The following is a 23,616-nucleotide window of genomic DNA, read 5'->3' as shown; positions in this document are numbered from 1 at the left end:
GGCCCCCCCCCCCGCCCCCCCCGGGGGGGGGGCCCGCGGCTCAGCCCGCTGCCGGGCCGCCCACCGTCCGGCCCGGCGCCCGCGGATGCGAGGTCAGGTCCTCGTGACGCACTTCGCCGCCGCGGGTACAGCAGGTGGCGACCGGGGCGAACTCGTCGCCGCAGACGTGCTCGAGCATCATGGGCAGATCGCCGTTCTGGTGCAGATGGCGGTCGCCCCGCTCCTTGAGGGTCAGCGGAGCGGGCTCCGGTTCCAGCCCCGCCCGGGCGGGCCGGTACCCGAAGCGCCGCGGGTGCTCGCTGCAGGGGTGCTTGGCGAGGATCCCGGCGTCGGCCAGCCGCCGCAGCCGGGTGGCCAGGATGTCGCGCGGAGCGCCGATGGTGCGCACCAACTGGTCGGAACGGCCGTTGCCGGGGGCACGCCTCCCGCAGGACGAGCGGAGCGAGACCGCCGCCCGCCTCGGCCTGCGCCTGCCCGGCCGGCTGCACAGCTTCGCCGTCACCGGGGCCGACCCGCTGCCGATGCCCACCGGTGTCGTCCCGGCCACCGAGAAGGTGCCACGCCGTGCCGGTCCCTCGCTCGACGACACCGGCCTGCCCGAGGTGGACGAGGCGTTCTCCAGGGTGGTCCCGGCCTGGCGGCGGCGGACCTGCGCCGGCCCGGTCAGGGGCGGCGTGCACGGCGGCGCCACGGTCCTCGGCCATCCGCTCGGCGCCCGCGGCGCCCGGCTGACGACGACCCCGGTCCACGCGATGCGTGAACGCGGTGCCCCGCAGACCATGCTCGAGGCCGGCGGGCTCGCCAACGCGCTGGTGCCCGAACGCGTCCGACGCACCGTCGGCCGGTTCACCGTCCGCGCAACCGGTGCCGCTTGCGCCACGCCACCACCGCACCCACCAGACCCGGTACGGCGATGCAGGCAAGCGCGATCAGGAAGGCCGGGGACGTCGGGGTCGACGCGCGGGCGCCGGCCACCACGTAGGCGGCGGTGTTCGGGAGCGACCCGAGCGCCGTCGCCAGCAGAAAGGGCAGCAGACCCATGCGGGAGACGGCGGCGCAGTAGTTCGACGCGGCGAACGGAATGCCCGGGAACAGCCGGGCCGCCAGCATCGAGCGGAAGCCGTGCCGGCTCAGCTGGTCGTCCGCGGCCTTCAGCCAGCGTCCGCGCAGCAGCGGGCGGAGCGCCTCCTGGCCGAGCGCCCGCCCCAGACAGAAGGCCAGCCCGGCGCCCAGCACCGTGCCGCCCAGCGCCGCGCCCAGGCCGAGCTGGGAGCCGAACAGCGCGCCCGCGGCGAGGTTCAGCAGCGGGCGCGGCACGAACGCCACCGTGCACACCCCGTAGACCACCGCGTACGCCACGACCGCCGCGGCCCCGCCGAGCCGGTCCGGCCAGCCGTCGGTCAGCAGCCGCTGCGGCTCGAAGGCCAGCACCAGCGACGCGGCGGTGAGGAGCAGGGTGACCAGCAGGGACAGCCGTGACCACGGCGACAGCAGGAATCTGACGCAGCGGGCGGCGAATCCCGTGGCGGGGGCAGGCGGGAGCGGCGCCGAGAGGTTCGTGGCGGTGGCCCGGGGAGAGGCCGTGGCGGTGCCCCCAGAGCGGGTGGTGGCATCGAGCATCCGGTGACACTAACCGACATATGTGTGTGATCGCCGTAGTGTTCGTCTCATGCGCGTCACAGAGGGCGGCACGGCGACACCGCGCGTGCCGGTCGGCCCGCTCGCCGACACGGTGCTGGAGCGGCTCACCGCCGCCTGCGCGCCCGCGGCCGACCCGGAACGGGCCGTGGCCATGCGGACGTACATGAAGGACGTCGCTCCCTTCCCCGGCCTGACCGCCCCGGTCCGCCGCGCCCTGTCCCGCACCGTCGTGGCGGGCCTGCCCCGACCCGACGAGGCCGACTGCACGGCCGTCGCCCTGCGCTGCTGGGAGCTGTCCGAGCGCGGGTACCAGTACTTCGCCGTGGACCACCTGCGCCGCCACGTGCGCCACTGCTCCCGCGGCTTCCTGCCCGTGGCCCGGCACCTCGTCACCACGGTCCCCCGGTGGGACACCGTCGGTCTCCTCGCCCCGCACGTCGTCGGGGCGCTGGTCGCGGCCGACCGGGGCCTCACCGCCGAGGTGGACGAGTGGATCGGCGCCGACGACCGGTGGCTCGCCCGCGCCGCCCTGCTCCACCGGCTGCGCTTCAGGGAACGCACCGACACCGCGCGCCTCTTCGACTACTGCCTGTGCCGGTCCGGCCATCCGGACTTCTCCGTGGTGGCCGCGCCGGGCAGCGTGGTGCCGGGCCGGCGCTTCGCCGCGCGGGTGTACGTGCTGTCGGTCCGCGAGGGCGGCCGTACGACACCGGTGTCGACCGGGTACCGGCCGCAGTTCCACCTCCGCACGGCGGACGTCGTGGGCGACGTCGACCTCGGTGAGGCGGTGGTGGCACGGCCCGGGGACACGGTCACCATGACCGTGGAGCTGGGGCGCGAGGCGCCGCTGGAGGCCGGGCTCGGGTTCGCCGTCCGTGAGGGCGGGCGCACGGTCGGCGCCGGCACGGTGACGGCGGTCGGCTGAACGGCGGCCGGCCGCCCGTTCCCGCACAGGGGGCGGGCGGGCGGCCGTACGGGCGACGGCACACAATGGGGCGGTGAGCGAGCCCCTTCCCGTCACCCGCGTCGTCGACCACGGCACCGCCAAGCTGATGCCCGACGTGGACCGGGAGCGGGCCTGGCTGCTGACCGTCGACGGGGCGCCGCAGTCGTACGTGGACCTGGACGACCCGGCGCACCTGGAGTTCGAGTACGCGCGGCGGCTCGGGCACGTCCTCGACACGGCGGCGGAACCGGGGCGTCCCCTGGACGTCCTGCACCTCGGCGGCGGGGCGCTCACCCTGCCCCGCTACCTGGCCGCCACCCGCCCCGGCTCCCGGCAGCACGTCGTGGAGTTCGACCGGGGGCTGCTGGAGCTGGTCGCCGAACACCTGCCCCTCCCCGCCGACGCCGACGTCACCCTGCACGCGGCGGACGCCCGCGCCTGGCTGGAGGCGGCTCCTGACGACAGCGCGGACGTCCTGGTCGCCGATGTCTTCGGCGGCTCGCGGGTCCCGGCGCACCTGACCTCCGTCGCCTACGCGCAGGAGGCCGCACGCGTCCTGCGGCCCGGCGGGGTCTACCTCGCCAACCTCGCGGACGCGGCCCCGTTCGCCTTCCTCCGTTCCCAGATCGCCACCCTGGGGACGCGGTTCGAGGAGCTGGCACTCATCGCCGAGCCGGGAGTGCTGCGCGGCCGCCGTTTCGGCAACGCGGTCGTGGCCGCCGCCCGGCAGCCCCTGGACGTCGCCGCCCTGGCCCGCGTCACCGCCGCCGACGCCTTCCCCGCGAGGGTGGAGCACGGCGCGGCCCTGCGGGACTTCATGCGCGGTGCGCGTCCGGTGCGCGACGAGGACGCCGTGCCGTCGCCCGAGCCCCCCGCGGGGGCGTTCGGCATCGGCTGAGGCACCGTCCGGGCCGGCAGGCGGCGCGGACCGCGGTTCAGTCCTGCGGCGATCTCCCGGGTTCTCCGGCGGGGCTCCCGGCATCGGCCGGTGCGGCGGACGCGCCGGCGACCCGGCGGGTCCGCCGGCGCAGGTTCCGTACGTCCGGGACGCACAGCACCGCCGCCGTGACGACCACGACCAGCGCCGCGCACCCCCACAGTGCCTCCGGGCGGCCGAACGCCGTCTCCGCCGGGCCCGCCAGGGCCATCGCCGCCGGCACCAGCGCGACCGAGCCGAACCAGTCGTACGCCGAGACCCGGGACAGCTTCTCCTCCGGTATCTCCTGGTGCAGCGCGGTCATCCAGGAGACGCCGAACACCTCCAGCGACACTCCGGTCACGAACATCACCGCGCACAGCACGGTGACCGGCGCCGGCACGGCGAGCGCGGCGGAGGGCAGCGCCAGCGGGAACACGCACAGGGTGCCGACGAACAGCAGACGGCGCGGCTGCCAGCGGGTCATCAGCAGCGCACCCACCACCGTGCCCCCGCCGAAGAACGCCAGCGCCACGCCCCACGGGCCGGCGCCGCCCAGATGGTCCCGGGCGACCAGCGGCCCGTAGACCGCGTCGGCCGCGCCGACGACCGCGTTGGCGACGGAGAACTGGACGACGACACCCCAGAGCCAGGGCCGGCCGATGAACTCCCGCCAGCCCTCCTTCAGATCGGCGAGCATGCCGCCGCCCGGGGTGCGCGGCGGTACGTGCCGCACATCGAGGAACGCCCGCAGCGCCGCCGCGACCGCGAAGGCCGCCGCGTCCGCCGCCAGCACCCAGCCGGGCCCGATCGCGGCGACCATGGCACCGCCCAGCGCGGCCCCGCCGAGGGTCGCTCCGTGCATCGCCATCCGGAACACCGCGAACGCCCGGCCGGCCTGCTCACCCTCGACCGAGGACAGCAGCATGCCCTCGGCGGCCGGGTTGAAGAACGCCTGACCGGTGCCGCCGAGCGCGCTGAGCAGCATCATCTGCCACAGGTGTGCCTCGCCGGCCAGGACCAGCGCCGCGAACGCGGCCTGCGAGAGACAGTTCAGCGCGTTGGCCGCGACCATCACCCGGTGCCGCGGCAGCCGGTCCGCGACAGCGCCGCCGATCAGCAGGAACAGCACCAGCGGCAGAGTGCGGGCGGCGGCCACCAGGCCCACGTCGCCGCCGTCGCCGCCCGTGCCCAGCACGGCGAACGCGGCGGCGATCAGCGCGCCGTGACTGCCCAGGTTGGTCACCACGGCGGCGGTGGTCAGCAGGGAGTAGTTGCGGCCGGCCCAGGCGGGGCGGCGGGAGACGGCGGTCGGCACCCCGTGACTATCGCCGGGCCGGGGCCGACTTGCCAAATGGGCCGTCTCCCTGCCGATCCGCTACGACCCCGTCGGGGCGTCCTCCGTGAGGCGCACCGTGCTGAGGATCTTCTGCACGGTCGCCTCCGGGATCTCGTCCCTGACGCCCCTGGCGCCGTACAGGTTCCAGGTGACGAAGTCCCCGGCACCGTTCCTGAAGGCGAACGTGATCGCCTTGCCGTCGCTGTCGCACTTGCCGTTCTGCGGGGTGTTCTCCGAGTACGCCGTGGCCACGCTGCCCCTGAGGCCGGACGCGGTGGTGTACGCCTTCGGCTTCCCGTACTTGAGGCTCTTCTTGTCGGGCTGGGTGTACCCGCCGTAGATCCACCACGGCACCCGGGTCTCGGCCGCCATGTCCGTGTCCTTGGCACCGTTCTCACCGCGGGTACCGGCGGTGGCGAGGGCGGTGTCCTCCTCGCGGCCGTCCTTGTTCTCGTCGCTCGTGCACCACTTGGACTTCAGATACGCGGGGGCGGTGACGGTGGTGCGGTCCAGCTCACCGTCCTCCTTCTCCCATTCGAAGCCCACGCTGGTGTCGGGCGTCTCGATCTCCCAGTCGGCCGGGACGTCGAACTTGGTGCCGAAGCGGGTGTTGACGACGACCTGCCAGCCCGGGACGGTGGCCTTCTCCGCCTCGCCGCCGCGCGGGTCGTCGTCCGTGGCGGAGGCGCTCGGTGGCGCGGAGGTGTCCTGGGACACGGTCGCGGTCGGCCTGGCGTCCTTCTTGCCGTCGGCCTCGTCGTCCTTGTCGCCGCCGAGCACCAGGAACCCGGTGACACCGGCGGTCACGACGACGGCCGTCGCCGCCACGATCGCCACCAGCTTCGTCCTGTTCCCGCCGCCTCCGCCCTGCGGCGGCTGAAGCCCGCCCGCCACGGTCGGCGCCCCCCACCCCGGCTGCTGCTGGTACGGGTTCGGCTGCTGGTAGCCGGGCTGCTGGTACGGGTTCGGCTGTTGGTACCCCGGCTGCTGGTACGGGTTGTCCGACTGCGGGTTCTGCTCGCCCCCGGGCGGCTGCTGTCCTGGCCACATGGGCAGCAACCCTAGCCGCGTCAGGGACACGATGAGGTCACCGCTCCTTGACAGGGGCGTAGCGAACCGGATGCCGCGCGGCATGACGACTCGATGCCGCCGACGAGTAACCCGTCCTTCGTGAGCGCGGACCGGACGACCATCGGCGAGATCCTCGCCGCCACGGCGCCCATGGTCCCGGACCCTCGGCCTCCGGTTCCTGGAGGCCGCGCCCGAGCGGGCCGTGGTGGCCCTGTCGGACCGGGCCGACCACCGCTGAAGCGCCCCTGAAGGACGCGGCGCCGTGCCGAGATGCGGTTCCGCCGCGTGGGCGCGAGGGGCCGCGGCCGACCCGCAGGCCGCCCGGGGCCGTCACGCCCCGTGCTGCTCCCGGTGGGCCTTCGCCAGCTCCGCGTACATCGTGCCGTTGAGAGTGAGCCCCTCGCGCTCCTCGGAGGTCAGCTCCCGCCTCACCTTCGCGGGAACCCCCGCGACGAGCGAGCCCGGGGGCACCTCCATCCCCTGTGGCACCAACGCCTGAGCGGCGACCAGCGACCCCGCGCCGATCACGGCGCCGTTCAGCACCGTCGCCCCCATGCCGATCAGACAGTCGTCCTCGACGGTCGCCCCGTGCACCACGGCGTTGTGCCCGATCGACACCCGTTCGCCCACGCTGACCGGAAACCCCGGATCGGCGTGCAGCGTGCAGTTGTCCTGCACGTTGCTGCTCGCCCCGACAAAGATCCGCTCCACGTCACCGCGCAGCACCGCCCCGTACCAGACGCTCGCGCCCGCGTGCAGCGTCACGTCCCCGATCACCGAGGCCGTGGGCGCCACGAAGGCGCTCTTGTCGACCTTCGGCTCCCTGCCTCCGACACCCGTGATCAGCGCGCGGTGCGTCATCGCCCTCTCCTCCGCCGACGTCGTGGACACCACGCACCGTACGCCGACCCGGTGGGGTGAAGATCACAGGGGCGCCGGCCGGTCGGCGAGCCGACCGCCGACTACGGTGAGCGGGTGCCGAAGCGCAAGAACACGTTCTCGTCCTGGCCGCGCCGCCTCGCTCAGCGCGCGGTCCACGCGGGCTGGTCCTGGGTGCAGCGCACGGGTTCGGTGACCGCCGAGCACCCCGGCCGCTTCCGCTTCGGGGCGATGGGAGCAGGCACCAGGCTCGCCTTCCCGCTCGGCACGGTCTTCGGCGAGCCCTGGATCCGGATCGGCGCACACTGCATCGTCGGCGAGCAGGTCACCCTCACCGCCGGCCTGATGCCCGGCCTCGACCTCGGCCCCGAGCCGATCCTGCGCATCGGCGACGGGGTCGTGCTGGGCCGCGGCAGCCACGTCATCGCCGACACGACGGTCACCATCGGCAGCGACTGCTACGTCGGGCCGTACGTCTACGTCACCTCCACCAACCACTCCTACGACGATCCGCACGAGCCCATCGGCAAGCAGTGGCCGCGGATGGAGCCGGTGGAGATCGGCCCCGGCTGCTGGATCGGCACCGGCGCGGTGATCCTGCCGGGGGCGCGCGTCGGACGGAACGTGGTGGTGGCCGCGGGCGCGGTGGTCCGGGGCACGGTGCCCGACCACGCCGTGGTCGCGGGCGCCCCGGCCCGTGTCGTACGCCGCTGGACCCCCGCTGACGGCTGGCAGCCGCCGCTGCGCACCCCGGCGCCCGTGCCGATCCCGGAGGGCGTCACCCCGGAGCAGCTGCGGGCGCTGTCGGAACTGGACGAGGAGAGCGCCGCGCGGCTCGTGGAACCGGGCGAGGCGGACGGGGCGCGGATCGTCGAGCTGGAACCCGGGGGCTGAGCGGCCGATCCCCGCCGCAGTACAGTGCGGTGGACGACCGGGTTCACCCCACGGGAGCCGGACGCGGAACCCCGTCGCCCATGCTGCCGGACGAATTGGACGGAACGTGTCGGACCTCGACCTGCTGACCCAGTCCCTGGCGCGCAACGTCAAGCGCTGGCGCACCGAGCGCGGCTTCACCCTGGACACGCTCGCGGCGCGGGCGGGCGTCAGCCGCGGCATGCTCATCCAGATCGAACAGGCCCGCACCAACCCGAGCATCGGCACGGTCGTCAAGGTCGGTGACGCGCTCGGCGTCAGCGTCCCCACCCTGCTCGACTACGAGCGGGGCCCGAAGGTCCGGATCGTCCCCGCCGGCCGGGCCGTACGGCTCTGGCACACCGAGGGCGGCAGCTACAGCCGGCTGCTCGCCGGCACCGAGGCGCCCGGTCCGCTGGAGATGTGGGACTGGCGGCTCATGCCGGGCGAGAGCAGCGACTCCGACCCGCACCCCGCCGGCACGGTCGAACTCGTCCACGTCACGTCCGGGGAACTGACCCTCACCGTCGAGGGGGCGGAGCACCGGGTGCCGACCGGCGCCAGCGCCTCCTTCGAGGCCGACGCGCCGCACACGTACGGCAACCGGGGCGACGCCCCGATGGAGATGATCATGACCGTCTCGGTGCCGCCCGTCCGCTGAGGCGCCCCTGTTACGGTGCGGCCATGCGCGCACCCATCGGAGACTTCGACCACGCCACGCCCGCCCCCGAATGCCTCGACGAGCTGATCGCCCCGGTCGCCGCCGCCGTCCGCGCCTGGAGCGGCAGCGTCCCCGCCGACCAGGTGCTCTACGTCGACACCGACCCGCGCTGGGCGGACACCGCCGTCTTCGTCGAACACTACGGCCGGGGCCTGCTGGAGCGGTCGGCGAACTGCGTGGTGGTGGCGGGCAAGCGGGGCGGCGGGACCACACTGGCCGCGTGCGTCGTCCTGTCCACCACCAGGCTCGACGTCAACGGGCTCGTACGGCGTCGTCTCGGCGCCCGCAAGGCGTCCTTCGCCCCGATGGACACGGCCACGGGGGAGACCGGCATGGAGCACGGCGGCATCACGCCGGTCGGGCTGCCCGGTGACTGGCCGGTACTGGTGGACGCGGCCGTCGTGGACCTGCCGTACGTGCTCGTCGGCAGCGGTCGGCGGCGCGGCAAGCTGCTGGTCCCGGGCAAGGCGTTCGTGGAGCTGCCCGGAGCGGTCGTACTGGAGGGGCTGGGCGCGGCCTGAACTCACCTCGCCGCGTGGTGGGCCAGGAGAAGGTGCGGGTCCGCCGCGCCGGGCACCGGCTCCGGGTCGGCGTGGACCAGGGCCGCGGCCAGCCGGGGGACGGCGTGCAGCAGCGCGTGCTCGGCCTCCACGGCGACGCGATGGGCCTCGCGCACCGTCGCCTCGCCGTCCACCACGACCGCCACCTCGGCGCGCAGCCGGTGGCCGATCCAGCGCAGCCGCAGCTCACCCACCCCGCGCACACCCGGTACGCGGGTCAGCGCCCGCTCGGCCCGGTCCACCAGGGCCGGGTCGACGGCGTCCATCACCCGCCGGAACACCTCCCGCGCGGCGTCCCGCAGCACCAGGGCGATCGCCGCCGTGATCGCCAGTCCCACCACCGGGTCCGCGTACCGCCGTCCCAGGGCCGCGCCGCCGGCGCCCAGCAGCACCGCCAGCGACGTGAACCCGTCCGCACGGGCGTGCAGCCCGTCCGCGACCAGCGCGGCCGAGCCGATGGACCGTCCGACCCGGATGCGGTACCGGGCCACCCACTCGTTGCCGGCGAACCCGACCAGCGCCGCGACGGCGACCACCGGGACGTGCCGGACCGGGCGCGGGTCCAGCAGCCGGTCCAGCGCCGTCCAGCCGGCGAAGACCGCGGACGCGGCGATCGTCAGCACGATCACGATGCCCGCCAGATCCTCCGCGCGCCCGTAGCCGTAGGTGAAACGGCGGGTGGCGGCGCGCCGCCCCAGGACGAAGGCGATGCCCAGCGGTACGGCGGTGAGCGCGTCCGCGGCGTTGTGGACCGTGTCGCCGAGCAGCGCCACCGAGCCCGACACGGCCACCACGACCGCCTGCGCCAGCGCCGTCACGCCCAGCACCGCCAGCGAGACCCACAGGGCGCGCATGCCCCTCGCCGAGGACTCCAGCGCGGAGTCGAGCTTGTCGGCCGTCTCGTGGGAGTGGGGGGTGAGCAGATGGATGAGGCGGTGCGGCGGCGAAGCCCGGTGGTGCTCGTGCCGGTGGCCGTGCGCGTGTCCGTGCTCGTGGTGGCGGTCGCTCACGAGCGTCCCCTTCCGGTGCGCGAGGTGGACGCGACGGCGCCCACGCCGCCATTGTGTGCGCATGAGCGCACGCATGCACCTGTCATCCGCGCAGGACGCGCACCCGCGCGCACCCGTCGAGGAGCACTTCGCGCTCGCGGCGGAGCTGCTCGCCCTGCTCGGCGACCGTACCCGGCTGACCCTGCTGCACGCCCTGACCGGCGGCGAGGCCGATGTCACCACGCTCACCGAGGTCTGTGGCGCGGCACGGCCCGCGGTCAGCCAGCACCTGGCGCGGCTGCGGCTCGCGGGGCTGGTGGACACCCGCAAGGAGGGACGCCGGGTGATCTACTCCCTGCGCGACGGCCATCTGCGGCGGCTGGTGGACGAGGCGCTGAACGTGGCGGACCACCGGATCGGCGACCGGCCGCCGCACGACTGACGGGACCGCGGCCTCGGTACCGGAGGAGGCCGAGGCGGGAGAACCCTCGCCCACCGCGCCGTCACGGCGCCCGGGGGACAGGCCCTAACCGAGCCGGGGTATCTCGATCGCCGGGCAGCGGTCCATCACCATGTCCAGGCCCGCCGCGCGGGTCCGCTCGCAGGCCGCCCCGTCGACCACACCGAGCTGGAACCACACCGCCTTGGCGCCCCTGGCCACCGCCTCGTCCGCGACGGCCCCCGCCAGGTCGCTGTTGACGAACACGTCCACGACGTCCACCTCGAAGGGGATGTCCGCGAGGGAGGCGTAACCCCGCTCGCCGTGCACGGTCTCGGCCTTCGGGTGCACCGGCACCACGCGCTTGCCGAAGCGCTGGAGCACCTCGGCCACACCGTAGGCCGCGCGATGCCGGTTCGACGACAGGCCCACCACGGCCCAGGTGTCACCGAGCCCGGTGAGGATCTTGCGGACCGTCGCCTCGTCGCCGTGCACCGTCGGCCTCCCGAAGTCGTGAAAGAACTGTCGGTCCGCACAACGAGGCGGGCCGCGCGGTGATTCCCGGCAGGGGCCCGCTCACCCCGGGGGCGGTGACTGTACCGGCAGCCGGGCCGCCCGGCGCCGGGAACCGCACACGGCGACCCGAAAAGCGGCCCGGACACCTGCGCACGCCCGCTCCCGCGCCTACGCTCGCCTCGTGCTGCGCATCACCGACGCCCGAACCGGCGAACCCGTGGAGGCCGCCCCCGCCCGGCGGGGCCTGACCCGGGTCGAGGCCCACCCGCAGGGCTCCGACCCGACGGACCTGCGTGTGCTGCTCGTCGCCGACCTGCTCGTACGGGCCCTGGAGCTCGGCGGCACGCCGGTGTGGGCGCTGCTCGCCGGCGAGCGCCGGCAGGCGGAACTGCGCGCGGCGGGCGCCGCCCTCGGGGTCCGGCCCTTCGAGGACGGCGGGGACGCCGGCACCGGCCTGGGCGAGGCCCAGGTGCTGCACGTGGTGGGCGAGGGCGGCACGGCACCCGACGGGGTGCGCGTCGCCGTGGCCCCCGTGCACGGGGAGGCGCCCGCCCCGGCGGACGGCGCCGACCCCGCCGCCCTGCGCCTGGTCCTGCTCGCCCGCCCCAGGAGCGAGCCGGTGACGGTCGGCCCGGCCGCCCTGGGCGCCGCCGCCGACACCCTCGACCGCTGGCGCCGCGCGGTCGCCGACTGGGCGCGACGGCCCTCGCGGCCGGTCCCCGACACGGTGCGCGCCGATCTGCGCACCGCGTGGGAGGACGATCTGGACACGGCCGGCGTGCTGGAGGTCCTCCACGCGGCGGAGACGGACCCCGGCCTGGTGGACGGCGCCCGCTTCGAGACGTACGCCTACGCCGACCGGCTGCTCGGCCTCGACCTCACCCGCGGCCTGGGATCCCCGACGTGATCGAGCGAACCGGTCCGGGACCGCTGCGCCGCCTGGTCGTCCTGCGCCACGCCGAGTCCGCCCGGCCGGAGGGCGTCACCGACCACGAGCGTCCCCTCGGCCCGCGCGGTCGCCGGGACGCCACCGCCGCCGGACGCGCGCTCGCCGGGGCCGCCTGCCTGCCCGGCCTCGCGCTGTGCTCCACCGCCGTCCGGGCCCGCCGCACCTGGGAGCCGGCCGCCGCGCAGTGGGGCACACCCCCGCCGGTCCGCCACGACCCCGCCTCTACCATGCCGACGTCCCCGAGCTGCTGGACGTGGTGCACGAGACGCCGGCCGAGGTCGGGACGCTGTTGCTGGCCGGACACAGCCCGGGACCGGAGGACCTCGTCCTGCCCCCGGCCGGCGACGGCCCGGACGACACCCTGGACCGTGTCCGCGCCAAGTTCCCCACCTCCGCGATCGCCGTACCGTCCCGGCGCGGCGCCGCCTGGCGGGACCTCGTTCCGGGCGCCGCCCTCCTGACGTCGCTGACCGTGCCCCGGGGCGGGCGCCGGCAGTCCGCGCGGGGACGCATAGGCTGGCCGGATGCAGGACGAGTACCGCACCGTCGCCCGCGCGGGCGTGCACGAGACCGAGATCAACCGCTCGCGCTTCCTGTGCGCCCTCGCCCCGGCGGCCACCGAGCGGGAGGCGCAGGACTTCGTCGCAGCCGTCCGCAGGGAGCACGCCGACGCCACCCACAACTGCTGGGCGTACGTCGTCGGCGCCGACGCCTCCACCCAGAAGGCCAGCGACGACGGCGAACCCGGCGGCACCGCCGGCGTCCCCATGCTCCAGATGCTGCTCCGCCGCGACATGCGGTACGTCGTCGCCGTCGTCACCCGCTACTACGGCGGTGTCAAGCTCGGCGCCGGCGGCCTCATCCGTGCCTACGGCGGCGCCGTTGGCGAGGCGCTGGACACCCTCGGCACGATCACCCGGCGCCGTTTCCGGCTGGCCACGGTGACCGTCGGCCACCAGCGGGCCGGCAGACTCCAGAACGACCTGCGCGCCACCGGGCGCGAGGTGCGGGACGTGCGCTACGGCGAGGAGGTCGCGATCGAGATCGGCCTCCCGGACGCCGACGTGCCCGCCTTCCGCGCCTGGCTCGCCGACGCGACCGCGGGGACGGCCGGGTTCGAGCTGGGCGGGGAGGCGTACGGCGACGCGTGAGCGGCCCGCCACGGACGGATGACGGGCGCACGGGAAGCGGGTCACGACGGAGCGATACGGGAGTAACCGCCCGTGCCGTCGGACTCTCCGGTTACGCTGCGGGGATCATGAGACTGCTGCACACCTCCGACTGGCACCTCGGCCGGTCCTTCCACCGGGTCGGCATGCTCGGTGCCCAGGCCGGGTTCATCGGCCACCTCGTCAGCACCGTGCGTGAGCGCGAGGTGGACGCGGTGGTCGTGTCGGGAGACGTGTACGACCGGGCCGTGCCGCCGCTCTCCGCGGTCGAGCTGTTCGACGACGCCCTGCACCGGCTCGCCGGTCTGGGCGTGCCGACGGTGATGATCTCCGGCAACCACGACTCGGCCCGCCGGCTCGGCGTCGGCGCCGGGCTCATGGAGCGCGCCGGCATCCACCTGAGGACCGAACCGTCCGCGTGCGGCACACCCGTGGTGCTGTCCGACGAGCACGGCGACGTCGCCTTCTACGGGCTGCCGTACCTCGAACCCGCGCTGGTGAAGGACACCTTCGGGGTGGAGAGGGCCGGCCACGAGACGGTGCTGGCCGCCGCCATGGACCGGGTCCGCGCGGACCTCGCAGCCCGCGCGCCCGGCACCCGCTCGGTCGTCCTCGCGCACGCCTTCGTCACCGGCGGCGAACCCAGCGACAGCGAGCGGGACATCACCGTCGGCGGGGTGTCCGCCGTGCCCGCCGGGGTGTTCGACGGCGTCGACTACGTGGCGCTGGGACATCTGCACGGCTGCCAGACCCTCACCGAGCGGGTGCGCTACTCCGGCTCCCCGCTGCCGTACTCCTTCTCCGAGGCCGCACACCGCAAGAGCATGTGGCTCGTCGACCTGGCCGCCGACGGAGCGGTCACCGCCGAGCGCGTCGACTGCCCGGTGCCGCGCGCGCTGGCCAGGATCCGCGGCACCCTGGAGGAACTGCTCGCCGACCCCGCGCTGGCGCGGCACGAGGAGGCGTGGGTCGAGGCGACCCTCACCGACCCGGTGCGCCCCGCCGACCCCATGGCCCGGCTCGCCGAGCGCTTCCCGCACACCCTCAGCCTCGTCTTCGACCCGGACCGCGCGGCGGACGGCCCCGCGGTCTCCTACGCCCGCCGTCTCGCCGGCCGCGACGACCAGCAGATCGCCGAGGACTTCGTGGCCCATGTGCGCGGCGCCGGTCCGGACGCGCACGAACGGGCGGTCCTGCGGGACGCCTTCGACGCCGTCCGCGCGGACGACGCGGTGCGGGAGGTGGCGCGGTGAGGCTGCACCGGCTGGGCATGACGGCCTTCGGGCCCTTCGGGAGCACCCAGAGCGTCGACTTCGGCGAACTGTCCGCCGCGGGGCTCTTCCTGCTGCACGGCCCCACCGGCGCCGGCAAGACCTCCGTCCTGGACGCCGTCTGCTACGCGCTGTACGGCTCCGTCCCCGGGGCCCGGCAGAGCGGTCAGGGCACGACCCTGCGCAGCGACCACGCCGCCCCGGGCGTGCGCACCGAGGTCACCCTCGAACTCACCGTCGCCGGACGTCGGCTGGAGATCACCCGGCAGCCGCCCTGGGAGCGTCCCAAGAAGCGCGGCACCGGCACCACCCTGGACAAGGCCCAGAGCCGGCTGCGCGAACGCGACGCCGCCTCGGGCGCCTGGAAGGACCTCAGCCGCTCGCACCAGGAGATCGGCGAGGAGATCACCCAGCTCCTCGGCATGAGCCGGGAGCAGTTCTGCCAGGTCGTGCTGCTTCCCCAGGGCGACTTCGCGCGCTTCCTGCGCGCCGACGCCGAAGCCCGCGGCAAGCTGCTCGGCCGCCTCTTCGACACCCGCCGCTTCGCCGACGTGGAGAAGCGCCTCGCCGAACGCCGGCGGGCCGCCGAGTCCCGGGTGCGCGAGGGCGACGCCGACCTGCTCGCCGACGCGCACCGGATGCAGCAGGCCGCGGGCGGCTCCATGGAGCTGCCCGAGCTGGCGCCCGGCGAACCGGGACTGGCCGAGGCCGTGCTGGGCGCCGCCGCCGTCGCCCGCAGCACCGCGCGGGAACAGCTCACGGCCGCCCGCTGCCGCCTCGCCACCGCCGAGGCCGCCCTCGCCGACGCCGACCGCGTCCTGGACGTCGTACGCGAACGGGACCGGCTGCAAAGGCGGTTCGCCGAGGCGAGGGAGAGAGCGGTCCGGCTCCAGGAGCGGTCCGGCGCCCACCACGAGGAGCGGACCCGCCTGGAGCGGGCCCGCAAGGCCGAGACCGTCGCCCCCGCCCTGGACCTGCGGGACTCCGCCGAGGCCGAGCACCGGCGGGCGGCCGGCGCCGAACTGCGCGCGCGTGCCCTGCTCCCGCCGTTCCTCGCGGACGCGGGCGCGGCCGGACTCGCGGCCGCCGCCCGCCGGGCCGCCGAGGAACTGGGCGGGCTGGAGTCGGCCCGCCGCGCCGAGCGGCGGCTGACGGAACTCCTCGGCGAGCGCGCCGACCTGGACCGGCAGGAACGCGCCGACGAGGAGGCGCGGGAGGACGCGGAGACCTGGCTCGCGGACTGGGAGCGGACCCGCGCGGGTCTGCAGGCCGGCGTCGAGTCCGCGCAGCAGGCCGCGACGCGGGCCGGTGAACTCGCCGTGCGGCGCGACCCCGCGCGGCAGCGGTTGAACGCCGCGCGGCTGCGCGACCGGCTGACCGGGGACATGGAGACGGCCGGGGAACAGGCCCGCACCGCCCGGGAACAGGCGCTCGCGGCGAAGCAGCACTGGCTCGACCTCAAGGAACAGCGCCTGAACGGCATCGCCGCCGAACTGGCAGGCAACCTCACCGACGGCGAGCCCTGCGCGGTCTGCGGCGCCACCGAACACCCTGCCCCCGCCCGCAAGGTCGACGGGCACGTCGACCGTGAGACGGAGGAACGCGCCCTCGCCGACCACCAGCGCGCCGAGGACCGCCGCACCGAGGCCGAGCAGCGGCTCGGCTCCGTCCGGGAGGCGCTGGCCGCCGCGAGCGCGGAGGCCGGGGACACCGCCACCGAACGGCTCGCCCGCGAGGCCGAGGAGCTGGAGCAGCAGTACGCACAGGCCCGGGACGCCGCCTCCGCACTGCACGCAGCCCAGGAGCGGCTGCGCCGCGCCGAGCGGGAGCACGAACTGCGCATCACCGCCCAACGGGAGGCGGCCGTCCGGGCCGCCTCCCGGGTGGGGCACCGCGAGCGGCTGGAGCGGGAACACGCCGCACTGGCGGAGGAGTTGACGCGGGCGCGAGGGGACGCCACCAGCGTGGCCGCGCGCGCCGCGCAGCTGGAGCGGAACGTCGCACTCCTCACGGACGCCGCCGACGCCGCCCGCACCGCCGAGGACACGGCCCAGCGGCTCAAGGAGGCCGACGCCCGGCTCGCCGACGCCGCCTTCCGGGCGGGATTCGACACCCCACGGGCCGCCGCCGACGCCCTCCTCGACGACACCGCCCACCGCGCGCTGCAACGGCGCCTGGACGAACGGCAGCACGAGGAGGCCGCCGTACGGGCCGTCCTGGCCGAACCGGAGACCGCGGCCGCCGCCCGGCAGCCGCCCGCCGACCTCGCCACCGCACAGCGGGCCGCCGAGGACGCGGACCGCAGGGTGCGCGAGGCGGCCTCCGCGCGGGACGCCGCCGACCGGCGCTGCGCCGAACTCGACCGGCTCTCCGCGCGGGCCGCCGCCTCGGTGCGCCGGCTGGGGCCGTTGCGCGAGGAGTACGACCGGGTGGCCCGCATGGCCGGACTCACCGCGGGCACCTCGGCGGACAACGAACGCAGGATGCGCCTGGAGTCGTACGTCCTCGCCGCCCGCCTGGAACAGGTCGCCGCCGCCGCGACCGTACGGCTGCACCGCATGTCGTCCGGCCGGTACACCCTCGTCCACTCCGACGACCGCTCCGGCCGCGGCCGCAGCGGACTCGGACTGCACGTCGTCGACGCCTGGACCGGGCGGGAGCGCGACACCGCGACCCTCTCGGGCGGCGAGACCTTCTTCGCCTCGCTCGCCCTGGCGCTGGGTCTCGCGGACGTCGTCACCGACGAGGCGGGCGGGGTCCGACTGGACACCCTCTTCATCGACGAGGGCTTCGGCAGCCTGGACGACCAGACCCTCGACGAGGTCCTGGACGTCCTGGACTCCCTGCGCGAACGCGACCGCAGCGTGGGCATCGTCAGTCACGTGGGCGATCTGCGCCGGCGGATACACGCCCAGCTGGAGGTGGTGAAGGGCCGCGCCGGTTCGCAGCTGCGCCAGCACGGGACCCGCTGAGGCCGGCTCACCGTCCCAGCGCGCGGCGCGGCAGCGGCGAGGAGTAGACGACGCTGGTGGTCACCGGGCCGAGCGCGCCGATCCGGCCCGCCACCTCCTCCAGGTGCCGCATCGAGCGGGCGGCGACCTTGATGACGAAACAGTCCTCGCCCGTCACGTGGTGCGCCTCCAGGATCTCGGGCATCACGGCGACGAGGTCGTGGAAGGGCTTGTAGTTGCCGGTGGGGTAGCGCAGCCGCACGAAGGCCAGGATCGGCAGTCCGATCCGTTCCGGGTCCACCACCGCCGCGTAGCCCTGGACGACGCCGGCCTCCTCCATCCGGCGCACCCGCTCGGTGACCGCGCTCGCGGACATCGAGACGGCACGGGCGAGTTCGGCGAAACTGGCCCGTCCGTCCCGCTGGAGGACGTCGAGGATGCGCCAGTCGGTGGCGTCCGGGGAATACGCGGTCATACCCGAGAAGTAGCAGGGGAATCCCGGCCGATCAAGACGAGGGCCGGGGTTCTCGGCTTCAGGTCCGGATCCCGCGGCCGTAGTTTCTCTCCCATGACCACCACCGTGAACTCCGTCCTGCGCGTCGCCCCTGCCTCCCCGGCCGACGCCGCCGCCCACTTCCGCGCGAGCCTCGCCTTCCACACCGACGTCTCCGACGTGGCCGCCGCCCTCGCGGCCGGCGGCGACCCCGGGTTCGTCCTGGTCGACTCGCGTTCCGCCGAGGCCTGGGACCAGGGGCACGTGCCCGGCGCGGTGCACCTTCCCGCCGCGCTCGTCCCCGAGCGGGCCGCGGAGCTCCTGGACCCGTCCGTTCCGGTCGTGACGTACTGCTGGGGCCCCGGCTGCGACGGCGCCGCCCGCGCCGCGCTCGCCCTCGCCGAACTCGGCCACCGGGTCAAGGAGATGCTCGGCGGATTCGAGTACTGGGTGCGTGAGGGCTTCGAGTTCGAGACCCGGCGGGGCCGTGAGCGCCGCGCCCCCGACCCGCTGACCGCGCCCGTGGGCGCCGGCGACTGCGGATGCTGAACCCCCGGGCGGACGCGTGGTGACGATGACCTCCGGGCAGGGCATCGCCGGCGGTATGCCGGGCGAGATCGCCTGCGTCCTTTGGAAGGGCGCCCTCGCCTCGACCACCCGTTCCCTGGCGACCGCCCTGGCCGAGCACGCGGTCACCGGGAGAACCGTCGACCCCGGCCCGGTGGACACGGACCACCTGACCGGCGACGCCCACGACGCCGTCGCGGCCCTCTTCCCCGCGGGCCGCTGGGGCATGCCCGACGGCCCCGTCCGTCTCGTCGCGTGCCCGGGCACGCGACGAGACGGACGGGCTCACCGGTCAGGTCGTCGACTCCGAGGGCGGCTTCCGGTGCTGACGGGCGCCGGCCCGGCTCACAGCGCCGACAGCTCGTCCACCAGATCGTCCAGGCCCAGCGAACCCTGGGACAGCGCGGCCATGTGCCAGGCCTTGAGATCGAAGGCGTCACCGTGCCGCTCACGGGCGTTCTCCCGGCCCAGCAGCCACGCCCGCTCGCCGAGCTTGTAGCCGATCGCCTGGCCCGGGATCGTCAGATAGCGGGTGAGCTCGCTCTCCACGAAGTCCGCCGGGCGGCTGCTGTGCGCCCCGAAGAACTCCTCGGCCAGTTCCGGCGTCCAGTGCTCGCCCGGGTGGAACGGCGAGTCCGCCGGGATCTGAAGCTCCAGGTGCATGCCGATGTCGACGATGACCCGGGCCGCCCGCATCATCTGCGCGTCCAGGTAGCCCAGCCGCTCCTCCGCGTCCGTGAGGAAACCGAGTTCGTCCATCAGCCGTTCCGCGTACAGCGCCCAGCCCTCGGCGTTGGCGCTGACCATGCCCACGGAGGCCTGGTAGCGGGAGAGGTCCTCGGCCACGTGCACCCACTGCGCCAGCTGGAGGTGATGGCCGGGCACGCCCTCGTGGTACCAGGTCGACACCAGGTCGTAGACCGGGAAGCGGGTCAGGCCCATCGTGGGGAGCCAGGTGCAGCCGGGCCGGGAGAAGTCCTCCGACGGAGGCGTGTAGTACGGTGCCGCCGCGCTGCCCGCCGGGGCGATCCGCGACTCCACCTTCCGCACCCGCTCGGCGAGGTCGAAGTGGGTGCCGTCCAGGGAGTCGATCGCCCGGTCCATCACGCCCTGGAGCCACCGGCGGACCTCGTCGACGCCCTCGATGTGCCGGCCGTGCTCGTCCAGGTGCGCCAGCGCCACCCACGGCGTCGCGGCGCCGGGCAGGACCTTCTCGGCCTCCGTCCTCATCTCGCCGAGCAGCCGGTGGTACTCGGACCAGCCGTACGCGTACGCCTCGTCCAGGTCGAGATCGGTGCCGTTGTAGTAGCGGGCCCAGCGGGCGTACCGCTCCCGGCCCACCGTGTTCGGCGCGCCCTCGACGGCCGGCGCGTACACGTCGCGCATCCAGTCCCGCAGCTCCACGACGGCCGCGGTCGCCGCGCGGGCGCCCTCGTCCAGCTCCGTGCGCAGCGCGTCCGGTCCCGCCGCGGCGAAGTCCTCGAACCAGCCCCGGCCCTCGCCGGTGTCCGCCCACTCGTCGAGCTGTCCGGTGAACGTCTTCGTCGGGCGCGGAGCCGCGTACAGCCTGCGCTCCAGGCCGAGGGCGAGGGACTCCCGGTAGCCCGCCAGCGCGGCCGGGACCGCGCGCAGCCGCTCGGCGATCGCCGCCCAGTCCTCCTCCGTCCCGGCCGGCGTCACGGTGAACACCTCGCGCACCGCATGCGCGACCGTGCCCAGGTTGCCGACCGCGCGCAGACCCTCGTCGGCCTCGTGCACGGCGAGTTCCGCGGTGAGCCGCTCGCGCAGCAGGCGGGCGCAGCGGCGTTCGATGTCGCTGTCCGCGCCCGGCCGCCGCTCGGCCTCGTCGAGCCGTGCGAGCGTGGCCCGCTGGAGCCCGGCGAGCGCCTCCTGTCCGGCGGGCGAGAGATCGGGCAGACGGGAGGAGCTCTCCCTCACTCCGAGGAACGTTCCGGTGACCGGGTCGAGGGCGATGAGCTCGTCGACGTAGGCGTCGGCGACCTGACGGGGAAGCGCGCTGTTGGTCTGAGACATGCGGACCATCCTGGTACGCGGCCCGTCGCACGTCATCCGGTTTGAGCTGTGGGCGAAGGCGGCAGCACGGGACCGCAGTCCCACCGCTGGAAGATCAGCCGGGTCTCCACACGGGCCACCTCCCGCCGCGCGGTGAACTCGTCGAGCACCAGCCGTTGCAGGTCCGCCATGTCCGCGACCGCGACGTGCACCAGATAGTCGTCGGGGCCGGTCAGATGGAACACGGTCAGCGACTCCGGCAGCGCCCGGACCCGTTCCACGAACGGTCCCACCAGCTCCCGTCGGTGCGGTCTGACCTGCACCGACAGCAGAGCCTGGAGCCCGCGCCCCAGCTTGGCGGGATCCAGTTCCAGCCGGTGCCCGAGGATCACGCCGGAGCGGCGCAGCCGGGTCACCCGGTCCAGACAGGTCGACGGCGCGACCCCGACCTGTGCGGCGAGGTCCCGGTACGTCGTCCGGGCGTCGTTCTGCAACAGACGCAGCAGGCGGAGATCCACCGGATCCAGTACGACAGATTCGGCCATCGGCCGAACGTAGCACGGGGTACGGCCCCCGGAACCCGCTCGATGTTCACCCTTCCCTCCATGGACTTGGGCATGGACACGCGACGCACCACACGCGCACTCGCCACCGAGGCCGTGCACGCAGGCCGCGACGACCTCGCAGGCCTGGGACTGCACGCCCCGCCGATCGACCTGTCGACCACCTACCCCTCGTACGACAGCCGCGCCGAGGCGGCCCGCATCGACGCCTTCGCCTCCACCGGAGCCGAACCGGAGGGTTCCCCCGTCTACGGGCGGCTCGGCAACCCGACCGTCGCCCGCTTCGAGACCGCCCTGGCACGGCTCGAAGGCACCGGATCGGCGGTCGCGTTCGCCAGTGGCATGGCCGCGCTCAGCGCCGTCCTGCTGGTCCGCGGCTCGATGGGACTGCGGCACGCCGTCGCCGTACGCCCCCTGTACGGGTGCAGCGATCATCTGCTGACCGCCGGACTGCTCGGCTCCGAGGTGACCTGGACCGACCCGGCCGGGGTCGCCGACGCGCTGCGTCCCGACACCGGCCTGGTGCTCGTGGAGACCCCGGCCAACCCCACGCTCGCCGAGATCGACCTGCGGGCCGTCGCCCACGCCTGCGGCTCCGTGCCGCTGCTCGTCGACAACACCTTCGCCACCCCGGTCCTCCAGCGCCCGGCCGAGCACGGGGCGCGGCTGGTGCTGCACAGCGCCACCAAGTACCTCGGCGGGCACGGGGACGTGCTGGCGGGCGTGGTGGCCTGCGACGAGGAGTTCGCCGGGCGACTGCGCCAGGTGCGGTTCGCCACGGGCGGTGTGCTGCACCCGCTGGCCGGCTACCTGCTGCTGCGCGGTCTGGCGACCCTGCCGGTACGGGTGCGGGCCGCGTCCGCGGGCGCCGCCGAACTCGCCGGCCGGCTCGCCGTCGATCCGCGCGTGGCCCGGGTCCACTACCCGGGCATCGGCGGGGCGATGGTCTCCTTCGAGGTGCACGGGGACCCGCACGAGGTGATCGCCGGCGTACGTCTGATCACCCCGGCCGTCAGCCTGGGCAGCGTGGACTCCCTCATCCAGCACCCGGCCTCCATCAGTCACCGCATCGTCGACGCCGACGACCGCAGGGAGGCCGGGGTGAGCGACCGGCTGCTGAGGCTCTCGGTCGGCCTGGAGGACGTCGAGGACCTGTGGGCCGATCTGGACGCGGCCCTGGGGGAGCGGGCCGGGACGCCCGAACGCCCGGAGGGGTCGGCTCGGGGCTGAGGCCGGGCGCACGGGGAACGGCCCGGCGGCGCGACCTGCCGGGCCGTTCCCCGGATGACCGCGCGCCGTCCGGCGCGCTGTGGCCCTCGCACCGCAACCGCGCGGTGGGCACGGCCCCGTGCCGGGTGCGGCGTCGGCGGGTGTCCGCGCGCGACGGGCTACGACCGGCCGATCCGCTCGCCGTGCTCCCGCTCCCCGGGTACACGGGGGCCCGCCACGGCGTCCAGGCGGGCCGTGATGACCAGCGTGCCCTCCTCGATCTGGTAGTCGAGCGGCAGCCCCAGACCGCGCATCGCGGCGACCATGCCGGTGTTGGACGCCTGGGTCACGGCGTACACCTGGGCGCAGCCGTCCTCGGCCGCCATCGCCACCAGCCGGGTGAGCAGCTCGGCGCCGATGCCCCGGCGCTGCCAGGCGTCCTCCACGATCAGCGCGACCTCGGTCTCGTCGCCGTCCCACAGCAGGTGACCGAGGCCGACGACGCGGCCCGAGGCGGTCTGCGCGGCGAGCGTGCGGCCGAAGCGCGGGCTGAGCAGGTGGTTCAGATAGCGGTCCGCGTCGCCGACCGGCCCGTGGTACCGCATGCGCAGGGTCTCGGTGGAGCACCGCTCGTGCATCGCCCGCGCGGCCGCCAGATCGCCGGTGTCCGCGCGGCGCACGGAGACAGTGCCGCCTTCCGGCAGCGTGAGGACGTCACGGCCGCGCGGGATGCGCGGACCGAGCCGGGCGTCCAGTTCCACCAGCGCGCGGGCGCGGGCGAACTCGGTGGGGGTGAACGGCAGATACGGCCGTTCCACGGTGATCACCCCGCCCTCCGGGGCGCGCAGCCGGATCACGGTGTCCTCCAACAGGCCCTCTTCGGGGACCCGTCGGCCGCCCATGGAGGTGGCGGGCCGGGAGCGGATCGTGCACCGGCCCAGCAACTGGCGCAGTGCGAGCGGTAGTTCGGCCGCGTCCTGGGCGGTGCGGGCGGCCAGCCCCAGGACCCGGGTCGGCGCGTCCACCAGATCGTGGGCGTCGGCCCGCTCGGTCCAGGTGTCCGTGCCCCCGGCGAGCGACACGGCGGCGAGGAGGTCCGTCCCCTCCGGGGCGCGCAGCAGGAACTCGTCGACGGTGTCCTCGCCCAGCGGGTGGGTCTGCAGGCTCAGGATGTCGACCCGCAGCTCGGCCAGCGCCGTGCAGAGCGCGGCCAGCGCGCCCGGTTCGTCCTTCACCGTCGTCCGCATCCGCCACAGCACGCTGCCGCCGGCCGCGGCGGAGGGCGGCCGGGCACCGCCGGTATCGTGCGCCGGCGGTGCGTGGCCGTGGCGCCGTGCCCACCACGCGTGGAAGGCGGCCGTGCACCGCGCGGTGAGTTCGGCGGGGTGCCACCGGCGGTGCACGGGCCCGCCGTTCCGGGTGTTCGTCACGTCGGACATGTCTCGACTCATACAGTCACTGTGAAGGAATCGTGTTTCGTGATCACAAACGCACTGTGACTG

21 protein-coding genes and 6 pseudogenes are annotated in these 23,616 nt (G+C 75.1%); 16 read left to right on the top strand and 11 right to left on the bottom strand.

The genetic code is table 11. The annotated features are described in order from the left end of the window. Nucleotides 1-40 precede the first annotated feature (40 nt). Nucleotides 41-488: pseudogene (locus KYY02_RS18270) on the bottom strand (winged helix-turn-helix transcriptional regulator). Between KYY02_RS18270 and KYY02_RS18265 the strand changes: the two are divergent. Continuing rightward, nucleotides 441-827: pseudogene (locus tag KYY02_RS18265) on the top strand (steroid 3-ketoacyl-CoA thiolase); the annotation flags it as partial. The pseudogenes KYY02_RS18270 and KYY02_RS18265 sit on opposite strands and share 48 nt — an antisense overlap. Before the next feature lie 19 nt (nt 828-846). On the opposite strand, the gene KYY02_RS18260 reads toward KYY02_RS18265, so the two are convergent. Further along, complete coding sequence (locus KYY02_RS18260) at nt 847-1,620, bottom strand: TVP38/TMEM64 family protein (protein ID WP_371239077.1); 774 nt, start codon at nt 1,618-1,620, stop codon at nt 847-849. Between the two features lie 49 nt (nt 1,621-1,669). Here KYY02_RS18260 and KYY02_RS18255 point away from each other — a divergent pair. The 3 genes and pseudogenes from KYY02_RS18255 to KYY02_RS18245 all read left to right on the top strand — a co-directional run. After that, nucleotides 1,670-2,273: pseudogene (locus KYY02_RS18255) on the top strand (DNA alkylation repair protein); the annotation flags it as partial. Continuing rightward, a pseudogene (locus KYY02_RS18250) lies at nt 2,261-2,566 on the top strand (EF-Tu C-terminal domain-related protein); the annotation flags it as partial. The pseudogenes KYY02_RS18255 and KYY02_RS18250, both read left to right, overlap by 13 nt. Before the next feature lie 73 nt (nt 2,567-2,639). Next, nucleotides 2,640-3,485, top strand: a complete 846-nt coding sequence (locus KYY02_RS18245; protein ID WP_371239075.1) for a spermidine synthase — start codon at nt 2,640-2,642, stop codon at nt 3,483-3,485. A 37-nt stretch (nt 3,486-3,522) separates the two neighbouring features. On the opposite strand, the gene KYY02_RS18240 is transcribed toward KYY02_RS18245, so the two are convergent. The 3 genes from KYY02_RS18240 to KYY02_RS18230 form a co-directional block, all read right to left on the bottom strand. Further along, entirely contained in the window at nt 3,523-4,857 is a 1,335-nt protein-coding gene (locus KYY02_RS18240; protein WP_371239073.1) for an MFS transporter, read from the bottom strand. A 24-nt stretch (nt 4,858-4,881) separates the two neighbouring features. Further along, entirely contained in the window at nt 4,882-5,892 is a 1,011-nt protein-coding gene (locus KYY02_RS18235; protein WP_371239071.1) for a DUF8017 domain-containing protein, read from the bottom strand. Nucleotides 5,893-6,243: 351 nt separating this feature from the next. Next, a complete protein-coding gene (locus KYY02_RS18230; protein WP_371239069.1) occupies nt 6,244-6,774 on the bottom strand; it encodes a gamma carbonic anhydrase family protein in 531 nt (176 codons plus the stop codon). Between the two features lie 114 nt (nt 6,775-6,888). Between KYY02_RS18230 and KYY02_RS18225 the strand changes: the two genes are divergently transcribed. The 3 genes from KYY02_RS18225 to KYY02_RS18215 all read left to right on the top strand — a co-directional run bounded on the left by KYY02_RS18225 (nt 6,889) and on the right by KYY02_RS18215 (nt 8,946). Beyond that, a complete protein-coding gene (locus KYY02_RS18225; protein WP_371239067.1) occupies nt 6,889-7,686 on the top strand; it encodes an acyltransferase in 798 nt (265 codons plus the stop codon). A 106-nt stretch (nt 7,687-7,792) separates the two neighbouring features. Further along, nucleotides 7,793-8,365 (top strand): helix-turn-helix domain-containing protein, encoded by a 573-nt coding sequence (locus tag KYY02_RS18220; protein WP_371239065.1) that lies wholly within the window; start codon nt 7,793-7,795, stop codon nt 8,363-8,365. A 23-nt stretch (nt 8,366-8,388) separates the two neighbouring features. Further along, complete coding sequence (locus tag KYY02_RS18215) at nt 8,389-8,946, top strand: YbaK/EbsC family protein (protein ID WP_371239063.1); 558 nt, start codon at nt 8,389-8,391, stop codon at nt 8,944-8,946. Between the two features lie 2 nt (nt 8,947-8,948). Here the strand turns inward: KYY02_RS18215 and KYY02_RS18210 are convergent, their stop codons facing one another. Next, nucleotides 8,949-9,995, bottom strand: coding sequence for a cation diffusion facilitator family transporter (locus KYY02_RS18210; protein ID WP_371239061.1), 1,047 nt, complete (start codon nt 9,993-9,995; stop codon nt 8,949-8,951). Between the two features lie 61 nt (nt 9,996-10,056). Between KYY02_RS18210 and KYY02_RS18205 the strand changes: the two genes are divergently transcribed. Then, nucleotides 10,057-10,416, top strand: a complete 360-nt coding sequence (locus KYY02_RS18205) for an ArsR/SmtB family transcription factor (RefSeq protein WP_371239059.1) — start codon at nt 10,057-10,059, stop codon at nt 10,414-10,416. A gap of 84 nt (nt 10,417-10,500) precedes the next feature. On the opposite strand, the gene KYY02_RS18200 is transcribed toward KYY02_RS18205, so the two are convergent. After that, nucleotides 10,501-10,908 (bottom strand): CoA-binding protein, encoded by a 408-nt coding sequence (locus tag KYY02_RS18200; RefSeq protein WP_371239057.1) that lies wholly within the window; start codon nt 10,906-10,908, stop codon nt 10,501-10,503. A 202-nt stretch (nt 10,909-11,110) separates the two neighbouring features. Here KYY02_RS18200 and KYY02_RS18195 point away from each other — a divergent pair, with 202 nt between their 5' ends. The 5 genes and pseudogenes from KYY02_RS18195 (at nt 11,111) to KYY02_RS18175 (ending at nt 17,290) form a co-directional block, all read left to right on the top strand. Further along, nucleotides 11,111-11,836 (top strand): cysteine--tRNA ligase, encoded by a 726-nt coding sequence (locus KYY02_RS18195; protein ID WP_371239055.1) that lies wholly within the window; start codon nt 11,111-11,113, stop codon nt 11,834-11,836. Then, a pseudogene (locus KYY02_RS18190) lies at nt 11,833-12,368 on the top strand (SixA phosphatase family protein); the annotation flags it as partial. The gene KYY02_RS18195 and the pseudogene KYY02_RS18190, both read left to right, overlap by 4 nt. 34 nt (nt 12,369-12,402) lie before the next feature. Beyond that, entirely contained in the window at nt 12,403-13,029 is a 627-nt protein-coding gene (locus tag KYY02_RS18185; RefSeq protein WP_371239053.1) for a YigZ family protein, read from the top strand. Nucleotides 13,030-13,136: 107 nt separating this feature from the next. Next, nucleotides 13,137-14,300 (top strand): exonuclease SbcCD subunit D, encoded by a 1,164-nt coding sequence (locus KYY02_RS18180; protein ID WP_371239087.1) that lies wholly within the window; start codon nt 13,137-13,139, stop codon nt 14,298-14,300. Further along, the gene (locus KYY02_RS18175; RefSeq protein WP_371239051.1) at nt 14,297-17,290 is read left to right on the top strand and encodes an AAA family ATPase; all 2,994 of its coding nucleotides are present in this window, start codon (nt 14,297-14,299) and stop codon (nt 17,288-17,290) included. Before KYY02_RS18180 ends, KYY02_RS18175 begins: the two co-directional genes overlap by 4 nt. A gap of 7 nt (nt 17,291-17,297) precedes the next feature. On the opposite strand, the gene KYY02_RS18170 is transcribed toward KYY02_RS18175, so the two are convergent. After that, nucleotides 17,298-17,744 (bottom strand): Lrp/AsnC family transcriptional regulator, encoded by a 447-nt coding sequence (locus KYY02_RS18170; RefSeq protein ID WP_371239049.1) that lies wholly within the window; start codon nt 17,742-17,744, stop codon nt 17,298-17,300. A 93-nt stretch (nt 17,745-17,837) separates the two neighbouring features. Here KYY02_RS18170 and KYY02_RS18165 point away from each other — a divergent pair, with 93 nt between their 5' ends. Together KYY02_RS18165 and KYY02_RS18160 are read left to right on the top strand one after the other, a co-directional pair. Beyond that, on the top strand, nt 17,838-18,311 hold the full coding sequence (locus tag KYY02_RS18165; protein WP_371239047.1) for a rhodanese-like domain-containing protein: 474 nt from the start codon (nt 17,838-17,840) through the stop codon (nt 18,309-18,311). Between the two features lie 4 nt (nt 18,312-18,315). After that, nucleotides 18,316-18,658: pseudogene (locus tag KYY02_RS18160) on the top strand (SDR family oxidoreductase); the annotation flags it as partial. Between the two features lie 16 nt (nt 18,659-18,674). On the opposite strand, the gene KYY02_RS18155 reads toward KYY02_RS18160, so the two are convergent. Then, the gene (locus KYY02_RS18155; RefSeq protein ID WP_371239045.1) at nt 18,675-20,363 is read right to left on the bottom strand and encodes a DUF885 domain-containing protein; all 1,689 of its coding nucleotides are present in this window, start codon (nt 20,361-20,363) and stop codon (nt 18,675-18,677) included. Between the two features lie 32 nt (nt 20,364-20,395). Next, nucleotides 20,396-20,887: an Lrp/AsnC family transcriptional regulator gene (locus KYY02_RS18150; protein WP_371239043.1), complete on the bottom strand. Its 492-nt coding sequence runs from the start codon at nt 20,885-20,887 to the stop codon at nt 20,396-20,398. 42 nt (nt 20,888-20,929) lie between these two features. On the opposite strand from KYY02_RS18150, the gene KYY02_RS18145 reads away from it, so the two are divergent. Further along, entirely contained in the window at nt 20,930-22,135 is a 1,206-nt protein-coding gene (locus KYY02_RS18145; RefSeq protein WP_371239041.1) for a trans-sulfuration enzyme family protein, read from the top strand. A gap of 158 nt (nt 22,136-22,293) precedes the next feature. Here KYY02_RS18145 and KYY02_RS18140 read toward each other — a convergent pair whose 3' ends face one another. Then, nucleotides 22,294-23,553, bottom strand: a complete 1,260-nt coding sequence (locus tag KYY02_RS18140) for a GNAT family N-acetyltransferase (RefSeq protein ID WP_371239039.1) — start codon at nt 23,551-23,553, stop codon at nt 22,294-22,296. Between the last annotated feature and the right edge of the window lie 63 nt (nt 23,554-23,616).

This window comes from Streptomyces pimonensis (assembly GCF_041380215.1).
GTDB classification, from domain to species: Bacteria; Actinomycetota; Actinomycetes; order Streptomycetales; family Streptomycetaceae; genus Streptomyces; species Streptomyces pimonensis.
The sequence above is the reverse complement of the archived record's forward strand: the minus strand, read 5'-3'. Positions and strand labels throughout refer to the sequence as shown.

Excerpts from the sequence above, each read along its gene's own strand:
- KYY02_RS18170 (WP_371239049.1), bottom strand. The coding sequence starts at position 17,744 with ATGACCGCGTATTCCCCGGACGCCACCGACTGGCGCATCCTCGACGTC.
- KYY02_RS18215 (WP_371239063.1), top strand. The coding sequence starts at position 8,389 with ATGCGCGCACCCATCGGAGACTTCGACCACGCCACGCCCGCCCCCGAA.
- KYY02_RS18230 (WP_371239069.1), bottom strand. The coding sequence starts at position 6,774 with ATGACGCACCGCGCGCTGATCACGGGTGTCGGAGGCAGGGAGCCGAAG.
- KYY02_RS18235 (WP_371239071.1), bottom strand. The coding sequence starts at position 5,892 with ATGTGGCCAGGACAGCAGCCGCCCGGGGGCGAGCAGAACCCGCAGTCG.
- KYY02_RS18180 (WP_371239087.1), top strand. The coding sequence starts at position 13,137 with ATGAGACTGCTGCACACCTCCGACTGGCACCTCGGCCGGTCCTTCCAC.
- KYY02_RS18260 (WP_371239077.1), bottom strand. The coding sequence starts at position 1,620 with ATGCTCGATGCCACCACCCGCTCTGGGGGCACCGCCACGGCCTCTCCC.
- KYY02_RS18140 (WP_371239039.1), bottom strand. The coding sequence starts at position 23,553 with ATGTCCGACGTGACGAACACCCGGAACGGCGGGCCCGTGCACCGCCGG.
- KYY02_RS18145 (WP_371239041.1), top strand. The coding sequence starts at position 20,930 with ATGTTCACCCTTCCCTCCATGGACTTGGGCATGGACACGCGACGCACC.
- KYY02_RS18205 (WP_371239059.1), top strand. The coding sequence starts at position 10,057 with ATGAGCGCACGCATGCACCTGTCATCCGCGCAGGACGCGCACCCGCGC.
- KYY02_RS18165 (WP_371239047.1), top strand. The coding sequence starts at position 17,838 with ATGACCACCACCGTGAACTCCGTCCTGCGCGTCGCCCCTGCCTCCCCG.
- KYY02_RS18150 (WP_371239043.1), bottom strand. The coding sequence starts at position 20,887 with ATGGCCGAATCTGTCGTACTGGATCCGGTGGATCTCCGCCTGCTGCGT.
- KYY02_RS18185 (WP_371239053.1), top strand. The coding sequence starts at position 12,403 with ATGCAGGACGAGTACCGCACCGTCGCCCGCGCGGGCGTGCACGAGACC.
- KYY02_RS18155 (WP_371239045.1), bottom strand. The coding sequence starts at position 20,363 with ATGTCTCAGACCAACAGCGCGCTTCCCCGTCAGGTCGCCGACGCCTAC.